This is a genomic window from Providencia rustigianii DSM 4541, from assembly GCF_000156395.1.
Classification (GTDB): domain Bacteria; phylum Pseudomonadota; class Gammaproteobacteria; order Enterobacterales; family Enterobacteriaceae; genus Providencia; species Providencia rustigianii.
Map to the genome: position 1 here is coordinate 223,931 of NZ_GG703817.1, position 26,036 is coordinate 249,966.

A 26,036-nucleotide genomic window follows, 5' to 3' on the forward strand; every position below is an offset into this window, starting at 1 on the left:
TTGAAATTACAACTCATCGCTGTAGGTACAAAAATGCCGGACTGGGTCCAGACCGGCTTTATGGATTATCTCCATCGTTTTCCAAAAGATATGCCGTTTGAATTAACCGAGATTCCAGCTGGAAAACGCGGGAAAAATGCGGATATTAAACGCATTCTTGAAAAAGAAGGCGAATTAATGCTCGCGGCTGTAGGTAAAGGAAATCGCATCGTCACCTTAGATATTCCAGGTGATCGTTGGGATACCCCACAACTTGCCATTCAGTTAGATAAATGGAAACAAGATGGTCGCAATGTCAGTTTATTGATTGGTGGTCCTGAAGGCCTAGCACCTGCTTGCAAAGAGGCTGCGGAACAAAGCTGGTCATTATCGGCATTAACACTGCCCCATCCGCTCGTTCGCGTCCTTGTCGCGGAAAGTCTTTATCGAGCATGGAGCATTACGACTAACCACCCATATCATCGGGAATAGTCAGGTATTAATTTGTACATAATGGCAATGGGATGAAACAACAACGCACCCCTTTTCGCGACCATACCGCTGAATCAGTTTTGTTTATTCGCCGAGCATTAATTGCTTTCGGCGTCATTGTCATACTTACTTCAATCCTCATTACCAATTTGTATCATCTACAAATTGTACGTCATGACGATTATCAAACACGCTCCAATGACAACCGCATAAAATTAGTCCCTATCGCGCCAAGCCGCGGCATCATTTATGACCGCAAAGGGACGCCATTAGCCTTAAATAGTGCATTTTATCAGCTTGAGATTGTCCCTGAAAAAGTTGAAAACTTACAGGATACCCTAGATAAACTGCGCAATATTGTCGATCTTAGCGATGAAGATATTGTCAATTTCGAAAAAGAACGTAAACGTTCTCGCCGTTTTACGTCGATTGCGTTAAAAACACAGCTTAATGAAGTTCAAGTTGCACGTTTTGCTGTAAATCAATACCGGTTCCCTGGCTTAGAAGTTAAAAGTTATCAACGCCGTTCATATCCTTATGGTTCAGCATTAACTCACGTCATCGGCTATGTGGCAAAAATCAACGATAAAGACGTAGAACGCCTCGATAAAGAAGGTTTACTACCCAATTATGCTGCCAGCCATGATATCGGGAAATTAGGTATTGAACGCTATTATGAAGACGTTCTACATGGAAAAACAGGATACGAAGAGGTTGAGGTTAACAGCCGTGGGCGCGTGATCCGCCAGCTACATGAGCAACCACCTCAAGCAGGTCGTGATATCTATTTAACTATCGACCTTGAATTACAATCTTATATCGAGAAAATCCTCACCACTAGCCGAGCGGCTGTTGTGGTCACTGACCCTCGTAATGGAGAGATTCTCGCACTGGTATCTACGCCGAGTTACGATTCAAACTTATTCGTTAACGGGATATCCAATAAAGATTACCAAGCACTATTAAATAACCCGAATAGGCCGTTAATCAACCGTGCAACTCAAGGGCTATATCCACCTGCATCAACGGTTAAACCCTTTATTTCTGTCGCTGCATTAAGTGAAAAAGTCATCACGCCAAACACGACTATCTTTGACCCAGGTTGGTGGCAGCTGCCCGGTTCTGAAAAACGTTATCGTGACTGGAAGCGTTGGGGTCATGGTAAATTAAATGTGGTGAAATCAATTATTGAATCTGCGGATACCTTCTTTTATCAAGTAGCCTATGACATGGGAATTGATCGTTTATCGGCGTGGATGACAAAATTTGGTTTTGGTGAATACACGGGAATTGACCTCTCCGAAGAGCGCCAAGGGATCATGCCAACCCGTGAGTGGAAACAAAAACGTTATAAAAAGCCTTGGTATCAAGGTGACACCATTCCTGTAGGTATAGGACAAGGCTACTGGACAGCAACACCGATTCAGATGTCTAAAGCGTTAATGACCTTGATTAATGATGGGCAAATTAAAACGCCACACTTGCTCTATGGGACGAAATTAGGCAATGCGATGGTGCCTTATGAAGAGAAAGAAACCAAACAGATTGGCGATATCCATTCCGGGTACTGGGAGCTGGCTAAAACGGGTATGTATGGAGTTGCGAATGCACCAAACGGAACAGGAAAACGCAGCTTTGTTGGTACACCTTATAAGGTCGCAGCCAAATCAGGTACTGCCCAAGTATTTAGTTATGAAACCTATAACGCAAGTAAATTGGCAGAACATCTACGCGACCATAAACTGATGATTGCCTACGCACCGTATGACAAACCAACTATTGCCGTTGCAATCATTCTTGAGAATGGCGGCGCAGGTCCTGCTGTTGGTGATATTGTGCGTCAAATCTTTGACCATGTGCTATTAGGTGATAACAATACCCAAGTCGAAAGCGCAGGCGTAAGTGCAGAGGAAGACCGTTAATCCCATGACTGACGATAAGAAAAAATTACCGCTATCCACACGTCTGCATATCGATGTGCCGATGTTATTGATCATTATTGCTCTATTAGCCTATAGCGCGTTTATTATGTGGAGTGCTAGCGGTCAAGATCCTGAAATGATGGAACGAAAATTGGGGCAAATCGCCTCCGGTTTCGTTGTCATGATAGTAATGGCGCAAATTCCCCCTCGCCTGTATGAAAGCTTGGCACCCCACCTGTTTATTTTTTGCGTTATTTTATTGATTTTTGTCGATGTATTTGGGCAAATTAGTAAAGGTGCCCAACGTTGGCTTGACCTTGGCTTTGTCCGTTTTCAGCCCTCTGAAATAGCCAAAATTGCTGTACCATTAATGGTGGCTCGATTTATGAATCGAGACCAATGCCCACCGACACTTAAGAATACCTTTATTGCTCTAATTATTATTTTCTTACCCACTTTATTAGTCGCAGCCCAACCTGACCTTGGAACGTCCATTCTCGTTGCCTGCTCTGGGCTATTTGTCCTATTTCTTGCCGGAATGAGCTGGCGATTGATTGCAATTGCTGCGGTAGCACTCGCGGCCTTCATCCCGTTACTTTGGTTCTTTTTAATGCACGATTACCAACGTTCACGTGTGATGATGCTACTCGACCCAGAAACAGATCCTCTAGGGGCGGGTTATCATATTATTCAATCTAAGATAGCCATTGGTTCCGGTGGGTTAATGGGGAAAGGCTGGCTGCAAGGTACTCAATCTCAGCTAGAATTCTTACCAGAACGCCATACAGACTTTATCTTTGCGGTATTGGCTGAAGAACTCGGACTTATCGGGGTTCTCATTTTGCTAGGTCTATATATCCTATTGATTGTTCGAGGGTTGTATATCGCTGCTAGCGCCCAAAATACGTTTGGCCGTGTTATGGTGGGAGGATTGATCCTCATCCTGTTCGTGTATGTATTTGTGAATATCGGTATGGTGAGTGGGATCTTACCGGTTGTAGGTGTGCCACTCCCATTGGTCAGTTATGGAGGTTCCGCCTTGATTGTTTTAATGGCGGGATTCGGTATTATCATGTCCATCCATACCCACAGAAAATTTCTTTCTAAGAGTTTATAAAATGAGGCTTAGTATGCGTTTACAATGGATTATGCTTGCCATGACCGCCACATTGCTCAGTGGTTGTGTTAACGAAGACGTTAAACAACCTGCCACTGTGCCAAGCAATGTTCCAACACAAGACGTGTTAGGGGCTGAGCCACACTATGAGCCTTACCACCCAACAGCCAATAACGATTACCAGCGCAACGGCCAAACCTATCAAATTGTCCGTGATCCAGCTCAGTTCTCTCAAGTCGGTTATGCTGCTATTTATGGTCAAGAAGCATCAGGGCACCTAACGGCGATTGGTGAGCGCGTCAATCCTGTAGAATTGACGGCATCTCATCCAACCCTACCAATTCCAAGCTACGTCCGAGTCACTAACATGATGAACGGGCGTATGATGGTTGTGCGTGTTAATGACCGCGGTCCTTATATACCTGGGAAAAGTATTGCACTATCCCGGGCAGCTGCGGATCGTTTAAATTTAATGCAAACAACAAAAATTAAAATTGATGCTATTCAAGTGGCGCCAGATGGTAGTTTATCTGGTCCCGGCAGTGTCGGTTCTAACTTTGTTAAACAAAGCTATGCCCTACCGGATCGACCACAATTAGGTTCTAGTCCTCTTGGGACTCCTGTAATGCAGGAATCTCCGGCTCCGGCAAATACATTACCGGTGAAACAGCCTGTAGAGCCTATGCAACCAACCATGCCAGAAATGAAAGTCAATACCCCAGAACCCGAAGTGGCACCACAAGCCGCGGCTGAACAACCCGTTCCCGAACGTGGTTTTTTAGTCCAAGCTGGCGCTATCAGTAGTAAAGCGAATGCCCAAAGCATGCTTGACGGTCTGAAAACTCAGTTCAATGTTCCGGGGCGCCTACAGCCTTATAATGGCATTTACCGTGTTCAGTTAGGTCCATTCTCGACAAGACAGCAAGCGGTTGATATCCAAAGTCGTCTACAGTCAGAAAAAAATCAACAATCCATGGTGGTTGCACCGTAACGGGTTGTCTACACTTAAGAACTTATGTTGTGAGGGAAAATTAAATTCACTTTCCCTCTGCAACTTAATATCTATCAGGTATAAAATAACGTAAATTTGTTGGCACAGTACAAGAGCTCTTCTCTCTGCTTTTGAACTTTTGTTACACTGCGCTTTTTGAGTAACCGAACATCGGATGTAATGATACAACCATGAAAAATGTCTTCCCATCACGCATTGTGCGTCAGACAGCCTTGGCTTCAGCACTGCTTATTTCTACTGTTAACTTTGCAAATGCTGATGAAGCATTTCCAAATACATCCATACCCGCAGCGCCAACCATCGACGCCGAAGCCTATATCTTAATTGATTATAATTCAGGTAAAGTTCTCGCCGAAAGCAATGCCGACCAACGCCGAGACCCAGCAAGTTTGACCAAAATGATGACCAGCTACGTTATCGGTCAAGCAATAAAATCAGGGAAAATTGGGGCAAATGACATGGTCACCGTGGGTGAAGATGCATGGGCAACCGGTAACCCGATTTTCAAAGGCTCGTCATTAATGTTTTTAAAACCGGGCGATAGAGTCAGTGTTTCTCAGTTAACCCGTGGGATTAACCTACAATCAGGTAACGATGCCTGTGTTGCAATGGCAGACCATGTTGCAGGCGATCAATCTAGCTTTGTTAACTTGATGAACAACTATGTCTCTAAATTAGGCTTACAAAATACGCACTTTCAAACTGTACATGGCTTAGATGCCGAAGGTCAGTATAGCTCAGCTCGTGATATGGCATTGATTGGTCAAGCGCTTATCCGTGATGTTCCGGAAGAGTACGAAATTTATAAAGAAAAAGAATTTACCTTTAATAATATCCGTCAAACAAACCGCAACGGTTTATTATGGGATAAAAGCCTCGCTGTTGATGGTATCAAAACAGGTCATACTGATGCAGCGGGTTATAACTTAGTCGCATCGGCTAAAGATGGCGATATGCGCTTAATTTCTGTCGTTATGGGTGGTAAAAGCAGCAAAGGGCGCGATGCCGAAAGTAAAAAATTGCTGACTTACGGTTTCCGTTTTTATGAGACAGTAAAACCACTGCAAGCTGGAGTTGAGTTTGCGACAACCCCCGTCTGGTTTGGGGATGATAGCGAAGTAAAATTAGGTGTAGTAGATGACCTGTATTTGACTATTCCTCGCGGTCGCTTAAAAGACTTAAAAGCAAGCTATGAACTAACAAGTACTGAAATTGAAGCCCCATTGAAAAAAGGCCAGCAAGTCGGTGTAATTAGCTTCCAATTAGATGGCAAAACTATTGAACAGCGCCCATTAACAGTACTCAAAGATGTTGAAGAAGGTGGATTTTTCAGTCGTTTAATTGATTACATCAAATTGTTATTCCATCGCTGGTTTAGCTAATACTTGAAATTGAAATTAGTTATCCCCATATAGTTTGTATCAGAAAGCCTGTGATGAAATATAAACTATTATGGAATCATAAATTGGCTGGTGAAATCTCTATTTCTCCCAGCCAATTTTTATGCAGGCGCTAATTCATTATTTTAGGAGTGCCCATGAAAACAAAATTAGGTGAACTGCTTGAGTTCCCATGTCCATTGACCTACAAAGTGATGGGCTTAGCACAACCAGAATTGGTTGATCAAGTGATTGAAGTGGTTCAGCGCCATGCTCCGGGTGATTACTCTCCAGATGTGAAACCGAGCAGTAAAGGCAATTATCACTCCGTCTCCATCACCATTAATGCTACTCATATTGAGCAAGTTGAAACGCTCTACACTGAGTTAGGTGCATTAGAATTAGTTAAAGTTGTCCTTTAATTAATCCCGAAAAACCGAGTATAACGCTCGGTTTTTTGTACCTACAAAAAACACCTGCCAATAATACGACAAACTGGTGATCTCATTTCTGTGGCGTTATACTGCCGACTCATCTTTATAGCGTGTGGATATCGAAATTTTGTCAGATAAAAGCATAATACTGCGCCAGCTAGGGCTTGCTCCCTATCAAACCGTTTCAGATGCAATGCACCAATTTACTGAATCTCGTACACCAGAGACGTGTGATGAAATTTGGCTAGTGCAACATCCCCGCGTGTTTACACAAGGTCAAGCGGGTAAAGCAGAACACGTTTTAGCTCCCGGTGATATTCCCGTGATCCAAAGCGATCGTGGTGGTCAGGTAACATATCATGGACCCGGTCAACAGGTTATGTATGTTCTCATCGATTTAAAACGCAATCACATTGGTGTACGTGAGCTTGTCAGTGCATTGGAAACCACCGTGGTCAACACGCTAGCACATTTCAATATTTCGGCTTACCCGCGTCCTGATGCACCAGGCGTATATGTTAATGGCGATAAAATTTGCTCTCTTGGCTTACGCATCAGAAAAGGCTGTTCATTTCATGGATTAGCACTAAATATCGATATGGATCTTGAGCCTTTTAACCGTATAAATCCTTGTGGTTATAGTGAATTAAAAATGACCCAAATGAGAGCCCTGTCTCCAAATGTTACACTAAACGATGTTCAGCCAGTGCTAATTAATCAGTTCTGTGACACACTTGGATTTCATATTGTTCAATAATAATGCTATAATTTTTTAACATTTCTCAAAAAAATTTTAATGGCAAAAAGATAACTGGAACCGGCACATTATGAGTAAACCAATTCAGATCGAGCGTGGAATTAAATATCGTGACGCCGATAAAATGGCACTGATCCCTGTTAAAAACGTGGTCACGGAACGTGAAGAAATTCTACGTAAACCTGAGTGGATGAAAATCAGATTGCCTGCTGACTCTACGCGTATTCAAGGCATCAAAGCTGCTATGCGTAAAAATGGCTTGCACTCGGTCTGCGAGGAAGCTTCCTGCCCTAACCTCTCTGAATGTTTTAACCATGGTACTGCCACCTTTATGATTTTAGGGGCTATCTGTACACGCCGCTGCCCGTTTTGTGACGTTGCTCATGGTCGTCCAAATGCACCAGATGCCAATGAACCCGTTAAACTAGCTCAAACAATTAAAGACATGGCGCTACGCTATGTGGTGATTACGTCCGTGGATCGTGATGATTTACGTGATGGTGGTGCACAACACTTTGCTGATTGTATCAGTGCAATCAGAGAAAAAAATCCAACAATTAAAATTGAAACACTGGTGCCCGACTTTAGAGGACGAATGGATCGCGCATTAGAGATCCTGACAGCAACGCCACCAGATGTCTTTAACCATAACCTTGAAAACGTTCCACGGGTTTACCGTCAAGTTCGCCCCGGTGCAAACTACGAGTGGTCATTAAAGCTGTTGGAAAAATTCAAAGAAGCGCATCCAGAAATCCCGACAAAGTCAGGTTTGATGGTTGGTTTAGGTGAAACCAACGCAGAAATCATTGAGGTTATGCGTGATTTACGCCGTCATGGTGTAACAATGCTAACTCTGGGCCAATATTTGCAACCAAGCCGCCATCACTTACCAGTAAAACGCTATGTTAGCCCTGAAGAGTTTGATGAAATGAAACAGGCTGCAATGGATATGGGCTTCACCCATGCTGCATGCGGTCCGTTCGTTCGCTCTTCCTACCACGCTGACTTACAAGCTAAAGGCGAAGAAGTTAAATAATATTCACGATTTTCATAAAATATTATCAGCATAGACCCCAATAGTTACATTTAACCATTGGGGTTTTTTATTAATCTATCTATAGCGTTTTAATCGCCAATCTACCGCATTTATTAACTGAAACATATAAAAAAACTCGCGCTAGCAAAGCTAGTGCGAGTTTAGGCTGTTCGTTTCTAAGTGTTTAATTACAGAGAGATAACGTTAGCAGCAGATGGACCTTTTGGACCTTCAGTGATTTCAAATTCAACTCTTTGGCCTTCAGCTAAGGTTTTGAAACCATCGCTTGTGATAGCAGAAAAGTGAACAAAAACATCTTTGCTACCATCTTCTGGAGTAATAAAACCAAAACCTTTAGACTCGTTGAACCACTTAACGTTACCTTTAACTTTAGACATCAAATATTACCTTTAAAATAAAATAGACACACCATCTGTATCAAGCTCAGTACATCAGATCTATAAGTTACTTGTCTACAACCTAGATCACGAAAATTGATTTAAATGATAAAAAATTATTATTTATCCGTATTTTCGTCTCTTAAGACGGCGATTATTCTTAATAATAGCCATTAATGCAAAGGTAAGTATTACTGATGGTTAATTTTTCAGAGGTTACTCCTCGTGAATTAATAACCAATCTTTAATATCTAATCCTCCAGTATAGCCCACCAATTTTCCATCATGCCCAAGTACTCGATGACAAGGAATAATCAATGAAATCGGGTTACGAGAATTCGCCATTCCTACCGCGCGACAATAATTGACTGAGCCTAATTTTAAGGCGAGATCTTTATAGCTCCAGCGCTCACCATAAGGAATATCACACAAATGCTTCCACACCTTTTTCTGGAATTCCGTTCCATTAGGATTCAAGGCAACTGAAAAAACCGTCCTTTTATGATTAAAGTATTCCTTTAATTCTTTTGCACACTGTTTGGAATGCTCACTCTTAGATTCTTTTTCTGTTTTTTCATCCACAAAATAGATACTCGTTACCCCGTTATCATCAGCCGTAATATGGATCCACGGTTTAGGAAAGTTTTCTGGTGCTGCCAAATATTGATGATACATAACATCTCCTTAAAAGGATTCACTTACCTGATTGTATATACAGTTATAAAGTAAATTATTTCTACTTTGCAATGATATTTTTTCTCAGTGTGGCAAAAGGAATCATCTGCCCCTCTATTTTTTTATTTTCAATGTTAATAACAGCATAGCAAATAATTCGAATGATTATCATTCAATAATGCAAAACACCATATATTGTATGGTTGAAATAAAAATGATCTATATATAGGATTTAAACATTATTCAATCCACAACTACCACGTATAGAAAATGTAAAGGCGAAAAATATGACTGAGATTACCATTTATAGTAAACCTAACTGCGTTCAGTGTAATGCCACTTATCAAGCACTCGATCGTAAACAGCTTTCCTATCAAGTCATTGATCTTAGCGATAACAATCAAGCAATTGAATTTATTAAAGAACTTGGTTATCAACAACTACCCGTCGTGATCGTTGGTGAACAGCATTGGTCAGGCTTTCGCCCCGATATGATTAACACTTTAGCGGATTAGGCTCCCATTATGGGTACGAAATCTCTCATTTACTTTTCGAGTCGTTCGGAGAATTGCCACCGTTTTGTGGAAAAACTTGAACTACCCGCGACTCGAATCCCCATAGAGCACACAGCACAGAGCCCTATCATCGCCTCACAACCCTATGTTTTACTTTTACCAACCTATGGTGGAGGAACCAGTAAAGGTGCGGTTCCCAAAGAAGTGATCCATTTTTTGAACATCGAAACCAATCGATCATTCATTCGCGGCGTCATTGCGGCGGGCAATACCAATTTTGGTAAAGCGTATGCCATCGCTGGCAATATTATTGCCCAAAAGTGCCATGTGCCTTTTCTTTATCGTTTCGAATTATTGGGTACTGAGCAAGATGTTCAATCAGTCAAACAAGGGCTGAAATCTTTCTGGCAACGCGTTTATAACGGAAATCATCCCCATGGATAAAATGCAAGATATACACAATGTTGATTACCATTCCCTCAATGCAATGCTCAACCTGTATGACAGTGAAGGCCGCCTGCAATTAGACAAAGATAAACAAGCAGCTCATGCTTATTTCCGCCAGCACGTTAATCAAAATACCGTTTTTTTCCACGATCTAAAGGAAAAACTCGATTTTTTAGTTAATGAAAATTACTACGAATCTGAAGTCTTAGAACAATATGAATTTCAATTTATTAAGCAGCTTTTCAAGCAAGCCTACGCTCACAAATTCCGTTTTAAAACCTTTTTAGGCGCCTTTAAATATTACACCAGCTATACCCTTAAAACCTTTGATGGACAGCGATATCTTGAACGCTATGAAGATCGCGTCTGTATGGTCGCCCTCACCCTTGCACAAGGCTCAAAATCATTAGCTTCACTGTTAGTTGATGAGATTATTAGTGGACGCTTTCAACCCGCTACACCGACATTTCTCAACTGTGGAAAAAAACAACGGGGAGAATTAATTTCCTGCTTCTTACTACGCATTGAAGATAATATGGAATCCATTGGTCGCTCAGTAAACTCAGCTCTCCAACTTTCAAAACGTGGAGGCGGTGTCGCATTTTTAATGACGAACTTACGTGAGCAAGGTGCACCAATTAAACATATTGAGAACCAATCCTCTGGTGTGGTTCCTGTGATGAAAATGCTAGAAGATGCTTTCTCTTATGCAAACCAACTCGGAGCAAGACAAGGCGCTGGGGCGGTTTATTTACATGCCCATCATCCCGATATTTTACGTTTTTTAGATACCAAACGCGAAAATGCTGATGAAAAGATTCGTATCAAAACACTCTCTCTTGGTGTTGTGATCCCTGATATCACCTTTCAGTTAGCTAAAAATAATGAAGATATGTACCTATTTTCCCCTTATGACGTTCAACGGGAATATGGTGTCGCCATGTCTGAAATTAGTGTCTCCGAAAAATACCATGAAATGGTAAACAATAAGGCGATAAAAAAATTCAAAATCAATGCGCGAGAATTTTTCCAAACAATTGCCGAGATACAGTTTGAGTCTGGTTATCCCTATATCTTATTTGAAGATACTGCTAATCGAGAAAACCCAATTGCAGGACGTATTAACATGAGCAATTTATGCTCAGAAATTCTGCAAGTTAATCAGCCTAGCACTTATGAAGATGACCTCAATTATAAAACAGTCGGTAAAGATATTAGCTGTAATTTAGGTTCGATGAACATTGCCAGTACCATGGATTCCCCAGATTTTGCATTATCGATCGAAACTGCTGTACGAGCATTAACTGCTGTATCGGATATGAGTTACATCAATTCAGTTCCCTCTATTGCGCAAGGTAATCAGCAATCTCACGCCATTGGTTTGGGGCAGATGAATTTACATGGTTACCTTGCAAGGGAACATATCTATTATGGTTCAGAACAGGGATTGGACTTTACCAATATTTATTTCTATACCGTCGCTTACTACGCATTAAAAACATCGAACCAACTCGCGATTGAACGCCAACAAACATTCGATGGTTTTTCCGCATCAAAATATGCCAGTGGTGAGTACTTTGATAAATATATCAACAAAATATGGTCACCAAAGACACAAACCGTTCAGGAATTATTCCGACGTTCGGGTATCAAAATTCCGACACAAGCAGATTGGCTAGCACTCAAACAATCCGTCATGACCTATGGAATTTATAACCAAAATTTACAGGCAATCCCGCCGACAGGATCAATTTCCTATATCAACAATTCAACATCCAGCATTCATCCAGTAGTTGCTCCGATTGAGATCCGTAAAGAAGGTAAAATTGGTCGAGTCTATTATCCAGCGCCGTTCATGACCAATGAGAACCTCAAGTTCTATCAGGATGCTTATCAAATCGGCCCGGAGAAAATTATTGATACCTATGCAGAAGCCACCCAACACGTTGACCAAGGCTTATCTTTGACGCTGTTTTTTGATGGTGATGCCACCACGCGAGATATTAACCGCGCCCAGATCTACGCATGGCGAAAAGGTATTAAAACCCTGTATTACATTCGATTACGCCAAACTGCACTTGAAGGTACCGAAGTGGAAGGTTGCGTCTCTTGCTCACTGTAAAAGGAAAATAGGCTATGACCACCAGCGCATTAAATCGCCCTATTCAAGCAATTAACTGGAATCGTATTCAAGATGATAAAGATCTTGAAGTGTGGAACCGCTTAACCACAAACTTTTGGTTACCTGAAAAAGTCCCATTGTCTAATGATATAAATTCGTGGAATACTCTCACAGCAACAGAGAAAAAGCTGACTATCCGTGTATTTACGGGACTCACACTATTAGACACCATCCAAAATACGGTGGGAGCGCCTTGTTTAATGGCGGACGCACAAACACCTCATGAAGAAGCCGTACTCTCTAATATCAGTTTTATGGAAGCAGTGCATGCTCGCTCCTATAGCTCAATATTCTCAACACTTTGCTCTACCCCTGATGTTGATGAAGCCTATCGTTGGAGCGAAGAAAATAGTGCCCTACAAAATAAAGCTAAAATCATTCTGTCTTACTATTGTGACTCCCATCCATTGAAGAAAAAAGTTGCCAGTGTGTTTTTAGAATCTTTCCTGTTTTATTCTGGATTCTATTTACCAATGTACTGGTCTAGCCGTGGAAAACTCACCAATACAGCAGATTTAATTCGTTTGATCATTCGTGATGAAGCGATCCACGGTTATTATATTGGCTATAAATTTCAAAAGTCTCTCGCCACCTATAATGAACAGCAGCAAAATGAAATTAAAGAGTTCACGTTTTCCTTACTTTTTGATTTATATGAAAATGAGATTAAATATACTCAAGAGCTCTATGATAGTGTGGGGTGGAGTGAAGATGTAAAAAGCTTCCTACATTACAACGCCAATAAAGCATTAATGAATTTAGGCTATGAGGCATTGTTTCCTGAAGCTATCACCCAAGTTAGTCCTGAAATTTTATCGGCACTTTCTCCTGATGCTAATGAAAACCATGATTTTTTCTCTGGCTCAGGTTCGTCCTATGTCATCGGCAAAGCCGTGAGTACTGAAGATGATGATTGGCTTTTTTGAATAACACCAACAAAAATATCCCGCATTAAATCCCTCAAAAAAATAATAAAATAAATGAAATCATTTATACAATGAACCTTCGCAGTGGGTTAGGCTTATGGCCAACCCACTGAATCACAAAATGACCGCTGAAGCATGGCGAGCATGAAAACATCATCGACGGAACTCACTACTGGACTCACTTTACTCATGGCGATTGCCACTGGCTTAGTTGTTGCCAGTAATTACTATGCGCAACCGCTACTGGAAACTATCGCTGTACAATTCGATTTAACCACTAACATGGCAGGTTTTATCGTGACTGCCGCTCAGTTAGGGTATGCGGCGGGGCTTCTCTTTTTAGTCCCTTTAGGGGATCTTTTTGAGCGTAAAAAACTCATTATTATTATGACATCACTGTCAGCTAGCGGCTTATTGATCACCGCTGTTTCCGATAGTATTTGGCAAATCTTACTCGGTACCGCCCTGACTGGTTTATTTTCCGTCGTCGCTCAAATACTCGTTCCAATGGCTGCATCTATTGCTAAACCTCATCAAAGAGGTAAAGCCGTTGGTACCATTATGAGTGGGTTATTACTCGGTATTCTATTAGCTCGAACAATTTCTGGTGCTGTCGCCATGGTGGGTGGTTGGCGAGCAATTTACTGGGTTGCTTTTGGATTAATGTTCATTCTTATTATCGTGCTAGCCATTAAGCTTCCTCGATACCATCAAAAATCGGCACTTAATTACTTTCAACTGATTGGTTCAATTGGACGGCTATTTTTCACCACGCCAGTTTTAGCGACTCGCGCATTACTGGGCGCCCTGACTTTTGCCAATTTTGCACTGTTATGGACCGCCATGGCATTTTTGTTGGCCAGCCCACCATTTAACTACTCAGAAGGGACGATTGGATTGTTTGGATTGGTCGGTGCTGCGGGGGCCTTGATGGCCTCGCAAGCAGGTCGTTTAGTCGATAAAGGCAAAGGAAAATTAGTCACTACCGTTGGTTTAGTATTATTGCTACTTTCTTGGTTTCCAATTGGATTAGCAAAATACTCACTGATTGCATTTATTGTCGGAATTTTAATTCTCGACCTTGCCATCCAAGCCGTTCATGTAACAAATCAAAGTACGTTATACCGTATTATGCCGGAAGCTCGAAACAGGTTAACTGCGGGCTATATGACTAGCTATTTTATTGGTGGGGCGCTTGGTTCTCTGCTCTCTGGATATGCTTATGAGCAAGCAGGTTGGATTGGAATTGTTATCTCAGGAGCCTCATTAACAGGCATCAGTTTAATTATCTGGTTAATAGGTTTTCGATTTGACCCACAGGTTACCTCCCCTGAATAGCCATCTACTTATCATTCCAATAACTATAACAGTCATTTATTATTATGGTTATTGGCTGGCTTGGTTAAATTTAAATCAGTTAATTTATCGTTATTCCTCATCTCTATTTTGAGAGATTACAATAATTATTATTACGAATAGCTAACAATGATAAATAGTTTAACCAAGGTATAGTTTATATAGAAAAAGTTAATAAGTGACACAGTTAAACAAAAGGTATATCTTGATAAAATGGTATGATTATTGTTCAGCCTGAAATAAATATGTTTTTATATGATAAATTATAAGCGGTTTATCTGTATTTATTCCTCAAACGGATAAATAACCATCTATATTGTAATTATTGAGTAATAAAAAAAATGGTATTGAGTTAATACAATGTGATTATATATTGTTTTATATGATTTTATTTGTCGTATAAAATGCAATTATTATATCGTCAGTTTGCCTATTTTATAGTAAAAATGCAGTCATTGTTAATTGAACTATACTAACTTTGGTGAAATACATTCATAAAATTTATGATTAATGTATCATTATCAAAATAAACTGGATGATATTAATTAAGTATAATTGCTAATTCTAACTTTTAATATACCATTTACACGGTTGATTACAGTTGAAATCTTACCAACTGAAACGAATAAGGTATCCAAATAATGGAAAGTTCATTTACACCGACAGAAGAATTACTCAACGCTCGCGTCGCGCAACAAGATTCACTCGAAAACCCAATTCCTTATCAAGAGATTTTATTAACTCGCCTGTGTATGCATGTTCATGGAAAATTATTGGAATCGCGCAATAATATGCTCAGAGCGCAAGGGGTAAATGAAACCCTATTTATGGCCTTAATGATCCTTGATACCAAAGAATCTCACAGTATACAGCCATCCGAATTAAGTGCCGCCCTAGGTTCTTCTCGAACCAATGCTACACGTATTGCTGATGAACTAGAAAAAATGGTTGGATTGAACGTAAAGAGAGTCACAATGATAGACGCTGCCTACACCTGCATCTAACAGAGAAAGGCTCGGAGTTTTTAAGTGGGTTATTACCTCCACAACATAAAGCATTAATTGATATCTGGTCAAGTTTAGATATCGAAGAAAAACAACAACTTGATAAACTAATGCGTAAATTACTATCTAAACTGGATAACATGAAGGATCAATGACAAATAACCTTATATTTTGAATGGTTAATGTATTTGAGGCATTCTAAGGTTTAAAAAGGAAAAAAAGATTTTCCAGTTACTAATATTTCATTATCCTTTCCGACTATACTTTGCTACAACCCGTCAGCAATAACATCATTTTATATCTTGGTTTCCAGTAGTTGATACTAACTACTGGAAACGATTGTAGTTTTTATTATCCTATATGGGGAAATACCAGTATGAACGCCCGCGAGGATCTGCCTGAAACGCAAACACCGCCGTTGAATAAAAAAAGACAACGCAGAAATGCCCTGATGTTCCTAACCTTTATTTTTATTGCTATTGGGATAGTCTGGGCGGCTTACTGGTATCTTGTTTTACGTCACTATGAGTCAACAGACAACGCTTATGTAGCCGGGAATCAAGTCCAAATCCAAGCTCAAATCTCAGGTAGCGTTATGACGGTTAATGTCGACAACACCGATTTTGTTCAAAGCGGTAGCGTTCTTGTCGAATTAGATCCTAGAGATGCAGAGCTCGCTTTAGAAAAAGCAAAAACAGAATTAGCCAATAGCGTTCGGCAATCTCGTCAGCACATTATTAATAGCCGCCAATATCAAGCCAATATTGAAGTTAAACGCTCGGAATTAGCTCGTTTACAAAATGACTTAAAACGCCGTGAAGTCCTTGGTAGCAGTAACCTTATTGGCAAAGAAGAACTTCAACATGCCAGAGATGCCGTTGTCACCGCCAAAGGGGCTTTAGACGTAGCAATTGAACAGTATAACGCAAACCAAGCCATCGTCCTGGGTACGGCATTAGAAAAACAACCTCTGGTTGAGCAAGCAGCGACCCAAGTGAGAAATGCTTGGCTCACTTTGCAACGAACAAAAATTGTCAGTCCTGTGGATGGTTATGTTTCTCGCCGAAGTGTGCAAATTGGTTCACAAATCACACCTTCAACACCATTGATGGCAATTGTCCCTTCAAGCGGTATGTGGGTTGATGCTAATTTTAAAGAAACCCAACTTGCTGATATGCGGATTGGTCAACCGGCCAAAGTCACCTCAGATTTTTACGGTAAAAAAATCGTATTCAAAGGAACCGTTGTTGGGCTTGATATGGGAACTGGTAGCGCATTCTCTTTATTACCGGCACAAAATGCCAGCGGTAACTGGATCAAAGTTGTTCAGCGCTTACCAGTAAGAATTGCCCTTGACCCAGCTCAACTGGATGAATATCCATTACGTATCGGATTATCCACTGAAGTTGAAGTTGATACCAAAAATAAAGATGGAAAAGTGTTATCTAAAGGCTTACGTGATACACCAGCTTATCACACGTCAGCTTTAGCTGTTGATATGTCTCCTGCCGATAAAATTGTTGCTGAGATTATTAATAATAACTCTGGCAATAAATAAACGGAGATCACCGCGTGATTAATGCCCCATTAACAGGTTCAAAACTCGCTTGGATGACCATTGCTCTATCTTTGGCAACCTTTATGCAAGTCTTGGACTCAACCATTGCTAACGTCGCAATTCCGACAATAGCCGGAAACCTTGGTGCATCGAATTCACAAGGCACATGGGTGATTACCTCATTTGGTGTTGCTAATGCCATTTCTATTCCGATCACAGGATGGCTAGCAAAGCGCATAGGTGAAGTCCGGCTATTCTTATGGTCTACAGGGTTATTTGCCCTCACCTCATGGCTATGTGGCATTTCTGGTAGCTTAGAAATGCTGATCTTATTTCGAGTTCTACAAGGTTTAGTTGCAGGTCCCCTGATCCCATTATCACAAAGTTTGCTGCTTAATAACTATCCGCCAGCTAAACGAAATATGGCATTAGCGCTATGGTCGATGACCATCGTTATAGCACCTATCTGTGGTCCTATTCTTGGGGGCTATATTAGCGATAATTACCATTGGGGTTGGATATTCTTTATTAATGTCCCTTTTAGTGTTGCAATTATCTTTGCCATAATGAAAACACTAAAAGGGCGTGAAACGAAAATATCCATTAAACCAATTGATACAATTGGATTAGTTCTTTTAGTTGTCGGTATTGGTGCATTACAAATTATGCTCGACCAAGGAAAAGAACTTGATTGGTTTAACTCGACAGAGATTATCGTACTGACAGTCGTAGCCGTTGTGGCAATCGCCTTTTTAATTGTCTGGGAATTAACTGATGAGCATCCCGTCATTGACCTTTCCTTATTCAAAGAACGCAACTTTACTATCGGCTGTTTATCACTGAGTTTGGCTTATATGCTCTACTTCGGGACGATCGTCTTACTACCGCAATTACTCCAAGAGGTTTACGGTTACACCGCAACTTGGGCAGGTTTAGCCTCCGCCCCTGTTGGATTATTACCATTGTTAATCACACCAATTATTGGTCGTTTTGGTAATCGCATTGACATGCGCTATTTGGTGACATTCAGCTTTATTATGTATGCGGTTTGTTACTATTGGCGAGCTTATACCTTTGAACCGGGAATGGGCTTTGCCGCCGCAGCATGGCCTCAATTTGTTCAAGGATTGGCGATTGCCTGCTTCTTTATGCCACTAACAACCATTACATTATCGGGATTACCCCCAGAAAAAATGGCATCAGCTTCAAGTTTATCGAACTTTACTCGAACACTCGCTGGTGCAATTGGTACGTCGATTACTACAACAATGTGGACCCAACGTGAATCCATGCACCATGAAAATCTGGCGGAATTTGTCAATCCATACAATCCGAATGCTCAGCATATGTACAGTGAATTGGCAAAGATCGGGATGAATGAGCAGCAAAGTGCTGCTTATATTGCTCGTGAAATTACTGAACAAGGTTTAATTTTGTCAGCCAATGAGATTTTTTGGATATCTGCGGGGGTATTTATCTTATTGATGGTGATCGTCTGGTTTGCTAAACCACCATTTGGGGCTGGCTCTAAAGATGGGGGCGGGGCTCACTAATAAAAAAACCATACACTTATCAGCTTATTGGCTTTTCGTGTATGGTTTTTACGATGGCTAAGTTAATTATAGAAAACTATGACTTAACTTTATTTTGTGACCACCATTGGGACAACATAATCCCTGTGGCAACAGAAACATTCAAGCTTTCCACTTTACCTGTTCCGCCAATATATAGGCTCATATCTCCCTGATCCCATGTACTGTCGCTTAAGCCATCACTCTCTTGCCCAAGAACTAATACCATTTTCTTCGGCAACTGGACTTTCGCAATATCTTGGCTGCCTTTATGGCTAGAGGTCGTTACGATGGTGTAACCAGCTTGACGGAATTTTTCTAATGTCGGAGTAAAACCATCAGCATCAATGGCTTTGACATGTTCAGCACCACCTTCTGCGGTACGAATTGCAGCACCTGATTCCAACATGCCAGCATCTTGTAAAATGACGCCTTGAATACCAAAATGGGCACAGCTACGCATGATCCCACCAAGGTTATGTGGGTTACCCACATCTTCTAACGCTAAAACACAGTCAGTATCTGCTGCTTCTTGCAAATAAGCTTCAGCTTGCATACCACCGCGTTTTTTAATGATAAAACAGACGCCACCATGATGTTCAGTACCTGATGCTTTTTCTAACTCTTCGGCATCGACTACATGGTAAGCTTTACGGTTTGCCGCCATCCATTTCAGTGCATCACGAAAACGAGGTGTTACTGATTGCAAGAACCACGCACGGACAATACCATCTGGACGATTTTTAAACATTGCTTGGCACGCATTTTCACCGTAAATACGTGTCTCTTCCTGACGTTGCTTGCGCAGTTGTTCAGGGTCGATTTGGCTTTTACCAGAGATACCACCATGATCATTTTCTAACTCTTCACTATCTTGTTTAGAAATAGTACGCCATGGAGAACGATCACGAGGTGCTTCATCTCTATTTTCAGAACGTCTATCTGAGCGGCCACCTTCAGGGCGACCTGGGCGACTAGAACGGTCATTGCGGTCATTACGACCACCACTACGCTTATCGCCTCTTCGATCATCTCGTCCGTCACGGGCACCATCGCGACCGCCACGGCGTTTATCATTACCTTTATTATTATCCTGTCCTTCACTACGGACATACATCACTTTTACTTTGCCGTTTTTACCACTAAAATCATTCGTGTCGTTCATCGCTATCCCCTACTAAGCTATGGCGCGAAGATTACATGATGTTGCAAAGCTACGCTACCGATTCGCGCTATTATCTCACCGAAAAGTTGTTGAATATACTTCTATCGTATACAAATCGTTTTGCGTACAATACGTCCCTTATTTTTGTTGCTACGAAAAGTATCTTATCAACCATGAGTCAGAATGCTGTCTATCATCTTCGCCAACAACGTTTAGCCCTTTCGACAAAACCTTTTAAAGCGAGAGGATGTCGAGTAAAGCGCTGCCAGTATTGCTTATTACCTATCCCACAATGTCTATGTGATGAAACAGTATCGGTGCAAGCGAAAAGCCAATTTTGCCTGATCATGTTTGATGGTGAAGTTTTCAAACCAAGCAACACAGGAAAATTAATCGCAGATATCCTGCCTGATACGTTAGCATATCAATGGTCACGAACCGAACCCGATAGCCAATTGCTTGCAGTACTGCAAGATACAACTAGGCAACCTTACCTTATTTTTCCTGACAGTTATGCACAAAATGACCGCATCGTCGTCAATCAGCCCTCTATTTCTGATAAACCCGCCCTATTTATTCTATTAGACGGTACTTGGCCTGAAGCCCGTAAAATGTTTCGTAAAAGCCCTTATTTGGATAATATTCCCATGTTATCCATTAATGACAAGGCAAGAACTGACTATTTATTACGAATTCCTTCAAGGGAAGAGCAACATTGCACTGTAGAAGTCGCAGCAACTGTGCTCGAACAAGCTGGAGATATTGAGGCCTCAAAACAATTATTTGCCCATTTCAATTTATTTAAACATAAATATCTTGAAGGGAAACCTCATCATCCAACTGCTCAGAGAATCCTATCCCAAGATCCTCAATAACCCTTTATAGGGATTATCAGTCATTTTTATTCGTAACCGTTTCCAACCCATTGTGGTGCAAAAATCACCTTCATAATAAAACGTGAAGGTGCTTGTATAATTCAATTAAATTCCACTGATAAACTGGCGCTTCTCTCAAGATGCGGCATAGTATTGCATAAGTTCTCAATATCAATTGAGCGGCATTAATGCTCATCTAAGCAAAGGGTTTGACATCATGGGGTTAGTGAGTCAGTTAGAGTCATTATTTAGACCAAAATCAATTGTGGTTATTGGTGCATCAGAAGACCCAAACCGAGCCGGTTCAGTCATGATGAAAAACCTACTTAGCTGCGGTTTCAAAGGTCCTATCCTGCCGGTTAACCCCAATCGAAACTCAATCCTTGGTGTTTTGGCTTACCCATCAATAGAGAAGCTCCCATTAAAACCTGATCTTGCGGTGATCTGTACCCATTACTCACGTAATGTTGAGTGTTTGCGTCAGCTCGGCGAGGCCGGCTGCAATGTCGTCATTATCCTGTCATCACCATCAATCCAATTTAATGAACTTAAAAAAGTGGCTCAGCAATACCAAATTCGGTTACTGGGTCCCAACAGTTTAGGTTTTTTGGCTCCATGGCAAGGCTTGAATGCCAGCTTCTCTCCAATCCCTATTTTAAAAGGAAAACTGGCATTTATTTCCCAATCAGCGGCCGTGTCTAACACCGTTCTTGATTGGGCAAGGCACCGTGATATTGGTTTTTCCTATTTCATCGCCCTCGGAGATAGTATCGATATCGATATCGATGATTTACTTGATTATCTTGCTCGGGATAGTAAAACCAGCGCCATCCTGTTGTATTTAGAAAATATTAGTGATGCGAGGCGCTTTTTATCTTCGTCTCGCAGTGCTTCGCGCAATAAACCCATTCTCGTGATCAAAAGTGGGCGAACCCGTAAAGCCCAAGAACTCCTTGGTGAAAAACCAAGTTTAGATGCAGCTTATGATGCCGCAATCCAACGAGCTGGTTTATTGCGTGTTCAAGATACCCATGAGATGTTTTCTGCTGTAGAAACATTAAGCTATATGACCCCGCTTAGGGGGGAACGGTTATCGATCATAAGTAATGGATCTGCACCTGCTGCAATGGCTTTAGATGAACTCCTACTTCGCAGTGGCAAGCTAGCAAAACTTAGCACTGAAACACAAAATGAACTTAGTGCCTTACTACCATTAGATCTTTCAACTCAAAACCCGATTGATTTAGGGGATGATTCTACCGTCGATCGTTATCTCAATGTCTTAAATAAGATGCTTGATAGCCACGACCATGATGCTTTACTGCTAATCCATACTCCAAGTGCGATCACTGAGAGTAAATCCATGGCAGCTAAAATCATTAAAACCATCAAACAGCACCCTAGAGGCAAATGGCTAACTATATTAACTAACTGGTGTGGCGAGTATTCCTCTCAAGAGTCTCGAAAACTATTTAGTGAAGCAGGCATTCCAACTTATCGAACTCCTGAAGGGGCGATCACTGCCTATATGCATATGGTTGAATATCGCCGTAACCAAAAACAACTGAAAGAAACGCCTGCACTTCCTATTGGGATCACCGCCAATACTCAGCAAGCTCATGCATGCATTATGCAGGCTATTCAAAACAATAATCTGAACTTAGATACCCATGAGGTTCAACCTATCCTAAAGGCATATGGGTTACATAGTCTACCAACCTGGATTGCCCACTCGAGTGAACAAGCTGTTGAGATTGCAGAAAAAATCGGTTACCCAGTTGCATTAAAATTGCGTTCACCAGACATAGTTCATAAGTCTGAAGTCCAAGGGGTTATGCTGTATTTAAGAAATGCCAATGAAGTGGCTGAAGCAGCGAATGCCATAATAGAAAGGGTATCTACTAATTTTCCACATGCTCGTATTGAAGGGTTATTGGTTCAAAGCATGGCAAATCGAGCTGGAGCGCAAGAGCTAAGAATTGCAGTCGAACTCGATCCAGTATTTGGTTTGTTAATCATGCTAGGAGAAGGAGGTATTGAGTGGCAGCAAGAGAGTCAAGCTGCCGTTGCTTTACCACCATTAAACCTAGCATTAGCGCGTTATTTAGTTATCAATGCCATCAAAGGATCCAAAATTAAAGCTCGAAGTTCCTTAGAGCCACTAAATATTCCAGGGCTTGCTAGCTTACTTGTCAGGGTTTCCAACTTAATTATCGATTGCCCTAATATTACACGTTTAGATATACACCCACTACTTGCAGCGGGTGATGAATTTACTCTGCTCGATGTCTCGATGACATTAAGTCCTATCGATAATAATCCGAGTACCCGATTAGCGATCCGCCCCTACCCAAATGAATTAGAAGAAACCATTAATCTAAAAGATGATTTAACGTGCCTATTGAGACCTATTCTCCCGGAAGATGAGCCGCTCTTAAAATCATTTATTGAACAAGTGACTAAAGAGGATCTTTATTATCGCTATTTCAGTGAAATTAGTGAGTTTACCCACGACGACCTAGCCAATATGACACAGATTGATTACGACCGAGAAATGGCATTCGTCGCAGTGAAAAATGCAGATTCTTATCCAGAAATTATTGGTGTAACTCGTGCGATGGCAGATCCAGATAACCAAGAGGCTGAATTTGCGGTACTTGTTCGCTCAGATATGAAAGGACAGACTCTAGGCTATAAGTTGATGCAAAAACTTTTAAATTATACTCGAGCACATGGAATTAAAAAGCTCACAGCGATTACCATGCCGGAAAATCGTAATATGATCAGTCTAGCCAAAAAACTGGGGTTCCAAATTGATGTTCAATTTGAGGATGGTGTCGTAAACCTAACCCTGCATCTATAATTAACATCAAGAATCTCAGCGTGGGGAATAATTTATAACCTGTATATGGATTAAACCGATACTCAATTTATTCCTAATGAGTGAGGTAAATATGATATCATCGACAGATCATTCGCTTAAATATTTGTATAAAGCGATTTGCTATTGGACTAACAAGAGAAAATTCACACTGTGATGTTGTCAAAACTAAAACAAGCAAAACATCAACAACACTTGGCAAATATGCCTAAATTGTCTCAGTCAGTTGCTGATGTAAAAACGCTCTATAAGACGGAAGATTTTCGTGGTGCTCTGCTTGAACAAATCTCGCAAGCTAAAAATACAGTCTATATTACAGCGCTGTATTTAGAAAAAGATGATGCGGGTAAAGACATCCTTCATGCTATCTATGCCGCTAAACAAGCAAATCCTAACCTAGATATTAAAATTCTAGTTGATTGGCACCGTGCTCAGCGTGGGCGTATTGGTGCAGCCGCCAATTTAACCAATGCAGACTGGTACTATGAAGTTGCTCAGAGTTACCCTAATATTGAAATTCCTGTTTTTGGAATTCCAGTTAATACGCGTGAAGCATTAGGGGTATTACATCTAAAAGGTTTCTTATTCGATGATACCCTGCTATATAGCGGTGCGAGTATCAACGATGTTTATTTACATCGTCACGATAAGTACCGCTATGATAGATATCATTTGATCAAAAATAGCCAATTAACAACAACGATGAAAAAATTTATTGATGACTCGTTATTGTCATCTGACGCGATTCATCGTCTAAATACGGCAAGTAGACCGAAAACAGCCGAATTTAAAAACCTGATCAAACAATTCCGCCTATCTTTAAGAGGTATCAATTACCAATTTACAGGTAATGCATCTAACTATGAATTAGCGGTTACTCCATTTGTTGGATTAGGTAAAAAGAATGAATTAAACCGTACGGTCACTCACTTGATGGGGGCTACAACAAATAAATTAACGATTTGTACACCGTACTTTAATTTACCCGCAGTGTTAGTCAGGATCATCACCAAATTATTGCGAGATGGAAAACAAGTGGAAATTATCATTGGTGATAAAACAGCTAATGACTTTTACATTCCCCCGGAAGAACCATTCAAAATTATTGGTGCCTTGCCTTATCTCTATGAAATTAATCTACGCCGTTTTGTGAGCCGCTTACAACGCTTTATTGATAGTAAGCAGCTAACTATACGTCTATGGAAAGATGGAGATAACACTTACCATCTAAAAGGGATGTGGGTGGATAATGAATGGCAGCTCATTACAGGTAATAACTTAAACCCTAGAGCTTGGGGATTAGATCTCGAAAATGCTGTATTGATCCACGATCCAAAACAAGAGCTTCAAGAACAGCGTAGCCATGAGTTAGAGTGTATTCGAACAAATACCAAAGTCGTTAACCACTACAGTGAACTGGATAGTATCCAGACTTACCCTGTCAAAGTAAAAAAACTTATTCGGCGATTAAGACGGATCCGTGTAGACCGATTAATAAGTCGAATATTATAATTAATGACTATCAGAAAGCGCCGCTCATGTGGCGCTTTTTATTATCTAACGTACTCTAACCTGATCGGTTGTTGTAGAGGTATACCCTCCATGTTATTTATTCAATTAAGAACATTAACGCTTAGTTTATCTCTGTGCGTAGTGACGGGGTGTTCTGGTTTTCACTGGGCAAATGATAATTGGAAAGGCAAAGATAAAGGGCAGCATTTTGCTTTTTCAGCTGCAATGGCAGCGGCGGGAAATGCTTATGCGGATAGACAAAATATGTCTCATCAGCAAGCGGCTCAATTTGGAATACTATTTTCTATCTCTCTTGGTACAGTTAAAGAACTTTATGATAGCCGAGCAGCTGGAACAGGTTGGAGTTGGCATGACTTTACCTATGATGTCGCAGGTGCAGTCGCTGGCTATACTCTGTATCAAAATTTAAAGTAATGATTTAAAAGAAAAAACAGAAAATAGTATGAAAGATAACTTTTAGAATAGATAAAAAACAAAAACCCCGTGATTTTCATCACGGGGCTTGCTATAAGTGGCGGAACGGACGGGACTCGAACCCGCGACCCCCTGCGTGACAGGCAGGTATTCTAACCAACTGAACTACCGCTCCACTTATTCTTCTTTGCCTTTCGGCGACTCATTGCGTGTTGCAATCAATCTTAATTTAATGTCTGGCAGTTCCCTACTCTCACATGGGGAGACCCCACACTACCATCGGCGCTACGGCGTTTCACTTCTGAGTTCGGCATGGGGTCAGGTGGGACCACCGCGCTATTGCCGCCAGACAAATTCTGTTTATTCCCGTTTAAGTCTTTTATCCTTAAACCAGAACATCAATCCTGA

General features: G+C 41.0%; 22 protein-coding genes, 1 tRNA gene, 1 rRNA gene and 1 pseudogene. 20 read left to right on the forward strand and 5 right to left on the reverse strand.

Going from position 1 to position 26,036, the window contains the following annotated elements; genetic code table 11:
• From rlmH to lipA, 8 genes are all read left to right on the forward strand, one after another.
• The gene (gene rlmH / locus PROVRUST_RS01105; RefSeq protein ID WP_039854013.1) at window positions 1-471 is read left to right on the forward strand and encodes a 23S rRNA (pseudouridine(1915)-N(3))-methyltransferase RlmH; all 471 of its coding nucleotides are present in this window, start codon (window positions 1-3) and stop codon (window positions 469-471) included.
• Window positions 472-503: 32 nt separating this feature from the next.
• A complete protein-coding gene (mrdA, locus tag PROVRUST_RS01110) occupies window positions 504-2,393 on the forward strand; it encodes a peptidoglycan DD-transpeptidase MrdA (RefSeq protein ID WP_006812825.1) in 1,890 nt (629 codons plus the stop codon).
• Between the two features lie 4 nt (window positions 2,394-2,397).
• On the forward strand, window positions 2,398-3,510 hold the full coding sequence (mrdB, locus tag PROVRUST_RS01115) for a peptidoglycan glycosyltransferase MrdB (RefSeq protein WP_006812826.1): 1,113 nt from the start codon (window positions 2,398-2,400) through the stop codon (window positions 3,508-3,510).
• Between the two features lie 13 nt (window positions 3,511-3,523).
• On the forward strand, window positions 3,524-4,501 hold the full coding sequence (rlpA, locus tag PROVRUST_RS01120; protein WP_039854014.1) for an endolytic peptidoglycan transglycosylase RlpA: 978 nt from the start codon (window positions 3,524-3,526) through the stop codon (window positions 4,499-4,501).
• Window positions 4,502-4,692: 191 nt separating this feature from the next.
• Window positions 4,693-5,904: a D-alanyl-D-alanine carboxypeptidase DacA gene (dacA, locus tag PROVRUST_RS01125; RefSeq protein ID WP_006812828.1), complete on the forward strand. Its 1,212-nt coding sequence runs from the start codon at window positions 4,693-4,695 to the stop codon at window positions 5,902-5,904.
• Window positions 5,905-6,059: 155 nt separating this feature from the next.
• Window positions 6,060-6,323 (forward strand): DUF493 family protein YbeD, encoded by a 264-nt coding sequence (gene ybeD, locus PROVRUST_RS01130; protein ID WP_004257083.1) that lies wholly within the window; start codon window positions 6,060-6,062, stop codon window positions 6,321-6,323.
• 124 nt (window positions 6,324-6,447) lie between these two features.
• Window positions 6,448-7,092: a lipoyl(octanoyl) transferase LipB gene (lipB, locus tag PROVRUST_RS01135; RefSeq protein WP_006812829.1), complete on the forward strand. Its 645-nt coding sequence runs from the start codon at window positions 6,448-6,450 to the stop codon at window positions 7,090-7,092.
• A gap of 70 nt (window positions 7,093-7,162) precedes the next feature.
• The gene (gene lipA / locus PROVRUST_RS01140; RefSeq protein WP_006812830.1) at window positions 7,163-8,128 is read left to right on the forward strand and encodes a lipoyl synthase; all 966 of its coding nucleotides are present in this window, start codon (window positions 7,163-7,165) and stop codon (window positions 8,126-8,128) included.
• Window positions 8,129-8,316: 188 nt separating this feature from the next.
• Here lipA and cspE read toward each other — a convergent pair whose 3' ends face one another.
• Together cspE and PROVRUST_RS01150 are read right to left on the reverse strand one after the other, a co-directional pair.
• A complete protein-coding gene (gene cspE / locus PROVRUST_RS01145) occupies window positions 8,317-8,526 on the reverse strand; it encodes a transcription antiterminator/RNA stability regulator CspE (protein WP_006812831.1) in 210 nt (69 codons plus the stop codon).
• 216 nt (window positions 8,527-8,742) lie between these two features.
• The gene (locus PROVRUST_RS01150) at window positions 8,743-9,201 is read right to left on the reverse strand and encodes a methylated-DNA--[protein]-cysteine S-methyltransferase (protein ID WP_006812832.1); all 459 of its coding nucleotides are present in this window, start codon (window positions 9,199-9,201) and stop codon (window positions 8,743-8,745) included.
• Between the two features lie 287 nt (window positions 9,202-9,488).
• On the opposite strand from PROVRUST_RS01150, the gene nrdH reads away from it, so the two are divergent.
• From nrdH to emrB, 8 genes and pseudogenes are all read left to right on the forward strand, one after another.
• Window positions 9,489-9,716 carry a glutaredoxin-like protein NrdH gene (nrdH, locus tag PROVRUST_RS01155; RefSeq protein WP_006812833.1) on the forward strand — a complete coding sequence of 76 codons (228 nt, stop codon included), beginning with the start codon at window positions 9,489-9,491 and terminating at the stop codon, window positions 9,714-9,716.
• 9 nt (window positions 9,717-9,725) lie between these two features.
• Window positions 9,726-10,160: a class Ib ribonucleoside-diphosphate reductase assembly flavoprotein NrdI gene (nrdI, locus tag PROVRUST_RS01160; protein WP_039854017.1), complete on the forward strand. Its 435-nt coding sequence runs from the start codon at window positions 9,726-9,728 to the stop codon at window positions 10,158-10,160.
• Entirely contained in the window at window positions 10,153-12,285 is a 2,133-nt protein-coding gene (gene nrdE / locus PROVRUST_RS01165) for a class 1b ribonucleoside-diphosphate reductase subunit alpha (RefSeq protein WP_006812835.1), read from the forward strand. Before nrdI ends, nrdE begins: the two co-directional genes overlap by 8 nt.
• Window positions 12,286-12,299: 14 nt before the next feature.
• Entirely contained in the window at window positions 12,300-13,271 is a 972-nt protein-coding gene (gene nrdF / locus PROVRUST_RS01170) for a class 1b ribonucleoside-diphosphate reductase subunit beta (RefSeq protein WP_006812836.1), read from the forward strand.
• A 135-nt stretch (window positions 13,272-13,406) separates the two neighbouring features.
• Window positions 13,407-14,609 carry an MFS transporter gene (locus PROVRUST_RS01175; protein WP_006812837.1) on the forward strand — a complete coding sequence of 401 codons (1,203 nt, stop codon included), beginning with the start codon at window positions 13,407-13,409 and terminating at the stop codon, window positions 14,607-14,609.
• A gap of 659 nt (window positions 14,610-15,268) precedes the next feature.
• Window positions 15,269-15,786: pseudogene (mprA, locus tag PROVRUST_RS01180) on the forward strand (transcriptional repressor MprA).
• Between the two features lie 221 nt (window positions 15,787-16,007).
• Window positions 16,008-17,189, forward strand: coding sequence for a multidrug efflux MFS transporter periplasmic adaptor subunit EmrA (gene emrA / locus PROVRUST_RS01185; RefSeq protein ID WP_006812839.1), 1,182 nt, complete (start codon window positions 16,008-16,010; stop codon window positions 17,187-17,189).
• Window positions 17,190-17,203: 14 nt separating this feature from the next.
• Complete coding sequence (gene emrB / locus PROVRUST_RS01190) at window positions 17,204-18,742, forward strand: multidrug efflux MFS transporter permease subunit EmrB (RefSeq protein WP_112836343.1); 1,539 nt, start codon at window positions 17,204-17,206, stop codon at window positions 18,740-18,742.
• A 76-nt stretch (window positions 18,743-18,818) separates the two neighbouring features.
• On the opposite strand, the gene PROVRUST_RS01195 is transcribed toward emrB, so the two are convergent.
• Window positions 18,819-19,925, reverse strand: a complete 1,107-nt coding sequence (locus PROVRUST_RS01195; protein ID WP_006812841.1) for a tRNA/rRNA methyltransferase — start codon at window positions 19,923-19,925, stop codon at window positions 18,819-18,821.
• 173 nt (window positions 19,926-20,098) lie between these two features.
• Here PROVRUST_RS01195 and PROVRUST_RS01200 point away from each other — a divergent pair, with 173 nt between their 5' ends.
• The 4 genes from PROVRUST_RS01200 to PROVRUST_RS01215 all read left to right on the forward strand — a co-directional run bounded on the left by PROVRUST_RS01200 (window position 20,099) and on the right by PROVRUST_RS01215 (window position 25,628).
• The gene (locus PROVRUST_RS01200; protein ID WP_039854364.1) at window positions 20,099-20,800 is read left to right on the forward strand and encodes a tRNA-uridine aminocarboxypropyltransferase; all 702 of its coding nucleotides are present in this window, start codon (window positions 20,099-20,101) and stop codon (window positions 20,798-20,800) included.
• A 217-nt stretch (window positions 20,801-21,017) separates the two neighbouring features.
• On the forward strand, window positions 21,018-23,663 hold the full coding sequence (locus tag PROVRUST_RS01205; RefSeq protein ID WP_006812844.1) for a bifunctional acetate--CoA ligase family protein/GNAT family N-acetyltransferase: 2,646 nt from the start codon (window positions 21,018-21,020) through the stop codon (window positions 23,661-23,663).
• Between the two features lie 174 nt (window positions 23,664-23,837).
• A complete protein-coding gene (gene pssA / locus PROVRUST_RS01210) occupies window positions 23,838-25,193 on the forward strand; it encodes a CDP-diacylglycerol--serine O-phosphatidyltransferase (protein WP_006812845.1) in 1,356 nt (451 codons plus the stop codon).
• 90 nt (window positions 25,194-25,283) lie between these two features.
• Window positions 25,284-25,628, forward strand: a complete 345-nt coding sequence (locus PROVRUST_RS01215) for a YfiM family lipoprotein (RefSeq protein ID WP_006812846.1) — start codon at window positions 25,284-25,286, stop codon at window positions 25,626-25,628.
• Between the two features lie 98 nt (window positions 25,629-25,726).
• On the opposite strand, the gene PROVRUST_RS01220 is transcribed toward PROVRUST_RS01215, so the two are convergent.
• Window positions 25,727-25,803 (reverse strand) — tRNA-Asp (locus PROVRUST_RS01220).
• A gap of 59 nt (window positions 25,804-25,862) precedes the next feature.
• Window positions 25,863-25,978 (reverse strand): 5S ribosomal RNA (gene rrf, locus PROVRUST_RS01225).
• Window positions 25,979-26,036: the final 58 nt, after the last annotated feature.

Excerpts from the sequence above, each read along its gene's own strand:
- nrdF (WP_006812836.1), top strand. The coding sequence starts at position 12,300 with ATGACCACCAGCGCATTAAATCGCCCTATTCAAGCAATTAACTGGAAT.
- PROVRUST_RS01150 (WP_006812832.1), bottom strand. The coding sequence starts at position 9,201 with ATGTATCATCAATATTTGGCAGCACCAGAAAACTTTCCTAAACCGTGG.
- rlpA (WP_039854014.1), top strand. The coding sequence starts at position 3,524 with ATGCGTTTACAATGGATTATGCTTGCCATGACCGCCACATTGCTCAGT.
- lipA (WP_006812830.1), top strand. The coding sequence starts at position 7,163 with ATGAGTAAACCAATTCAGATCGAGCGTGGAATTAAATATCGTGACGCC.
- PROVRUST_RS01175 (WP_006812837.1), top strand. The coding sequence starts at position 13,407 with ATGGCGAGCATGAAAACATCATCGACGGAACTCACTACTGGACTCACT.
- mrdB (WP_006812826.1), top strand. The coding sequence starts at position 2,398 with ATGACTGACGATAAGAAAAAATTACCGCTATCCACACGTCTGCATATC.
- mrdA (WP_006812825.1), top strand. The coding sequence starts at position 504 with ATGAAACAACAACGCACCCCTTTTCGCGACCATACCGCTGAATCAGTT.
- nrdI (WP_039854017.1), top strand. The coding sequence starts at position 9,726 with ATGGGTACGAAATCTCTCATTTACTTTTCGAGTCGTTCGGAGAATTGC.
- dacA (WP_006812828.1), top strand. The coding sequence starts at position 4,693 with ATGAAAAATGTCTTCCCATCACGCATTGTGCGTCAGACAGCCTTGGCT.
- PROVRUST_RS01215 (WP_006812846.1), top strand. The coding sequence starts at position 25,284 with ATGTTATTTATTCAATTAAGAACATTAACGCTTAGTTTATCTCTGTGC.
- PROVRUST_RS01200 (WP_039854364.1), top strand. The coding sequence starts at position 20,099 with ATGAGTCAGAATGCTGTCTATCATCTTCGCCAACAACGTTTAGCCCTT.
- emrA (WP_006812839.1), top strand. The coding sequence starts at position 16,008 with ATGAACGCCCGCGAGGATCTGCCTGAAACGCAAACACCGCCGTTGAAT.
- PROVRUST_RS01195 (WP_006812841.1), bottom strand. The coding sequence starts at position 19,925 with ATGAACGACACGAATGATTTTAGTGGTAAAAACGGCAAAGTAAAAGTG.
- nrdH (WP_006812833.1), top strand. The coding sequence starts at position 9,489 with ATGACTGAGATTACCATTTATAGTAAACCTAACTGCGTTCAGTGTAAT.
- cspE (WP_006812831.1), bottom strand. The coding sequence starts at position 8,526 with ATGTCTAAAGTTAAAGGTAACGTTAAGTGGTTCAACGAGTCTAAAGGT.
- pssA (WP_006812845.1), top strand. The coding sequence starts at position 23,838 with ATGTTGTCAAAACTAAAACAAGCAAAACATCAACAACACTTGGCAAAT.
- nrdE (WP_006812835.1), top strand. The coding sequence starts at position 10,153 with ATGGATAAAATGCAAGATATACACAATGTTGATTACCATTCCCTCAAT.
- ybeD (WP_004257083.1), top strand. The coding sequence starts at position 6,060 with ATGAAAACAAAATTAGGTGAACTGCTTGAGTTCCCATGTCCATTGACC.
- PROVRUST_RS01205 (WP_006812844.1), top strand. The coding sequence starts at position 21,018 with ATGGGGTTAGTGAGTCAGTTAGAGTCATTATTTAGACCAAAATCAATT.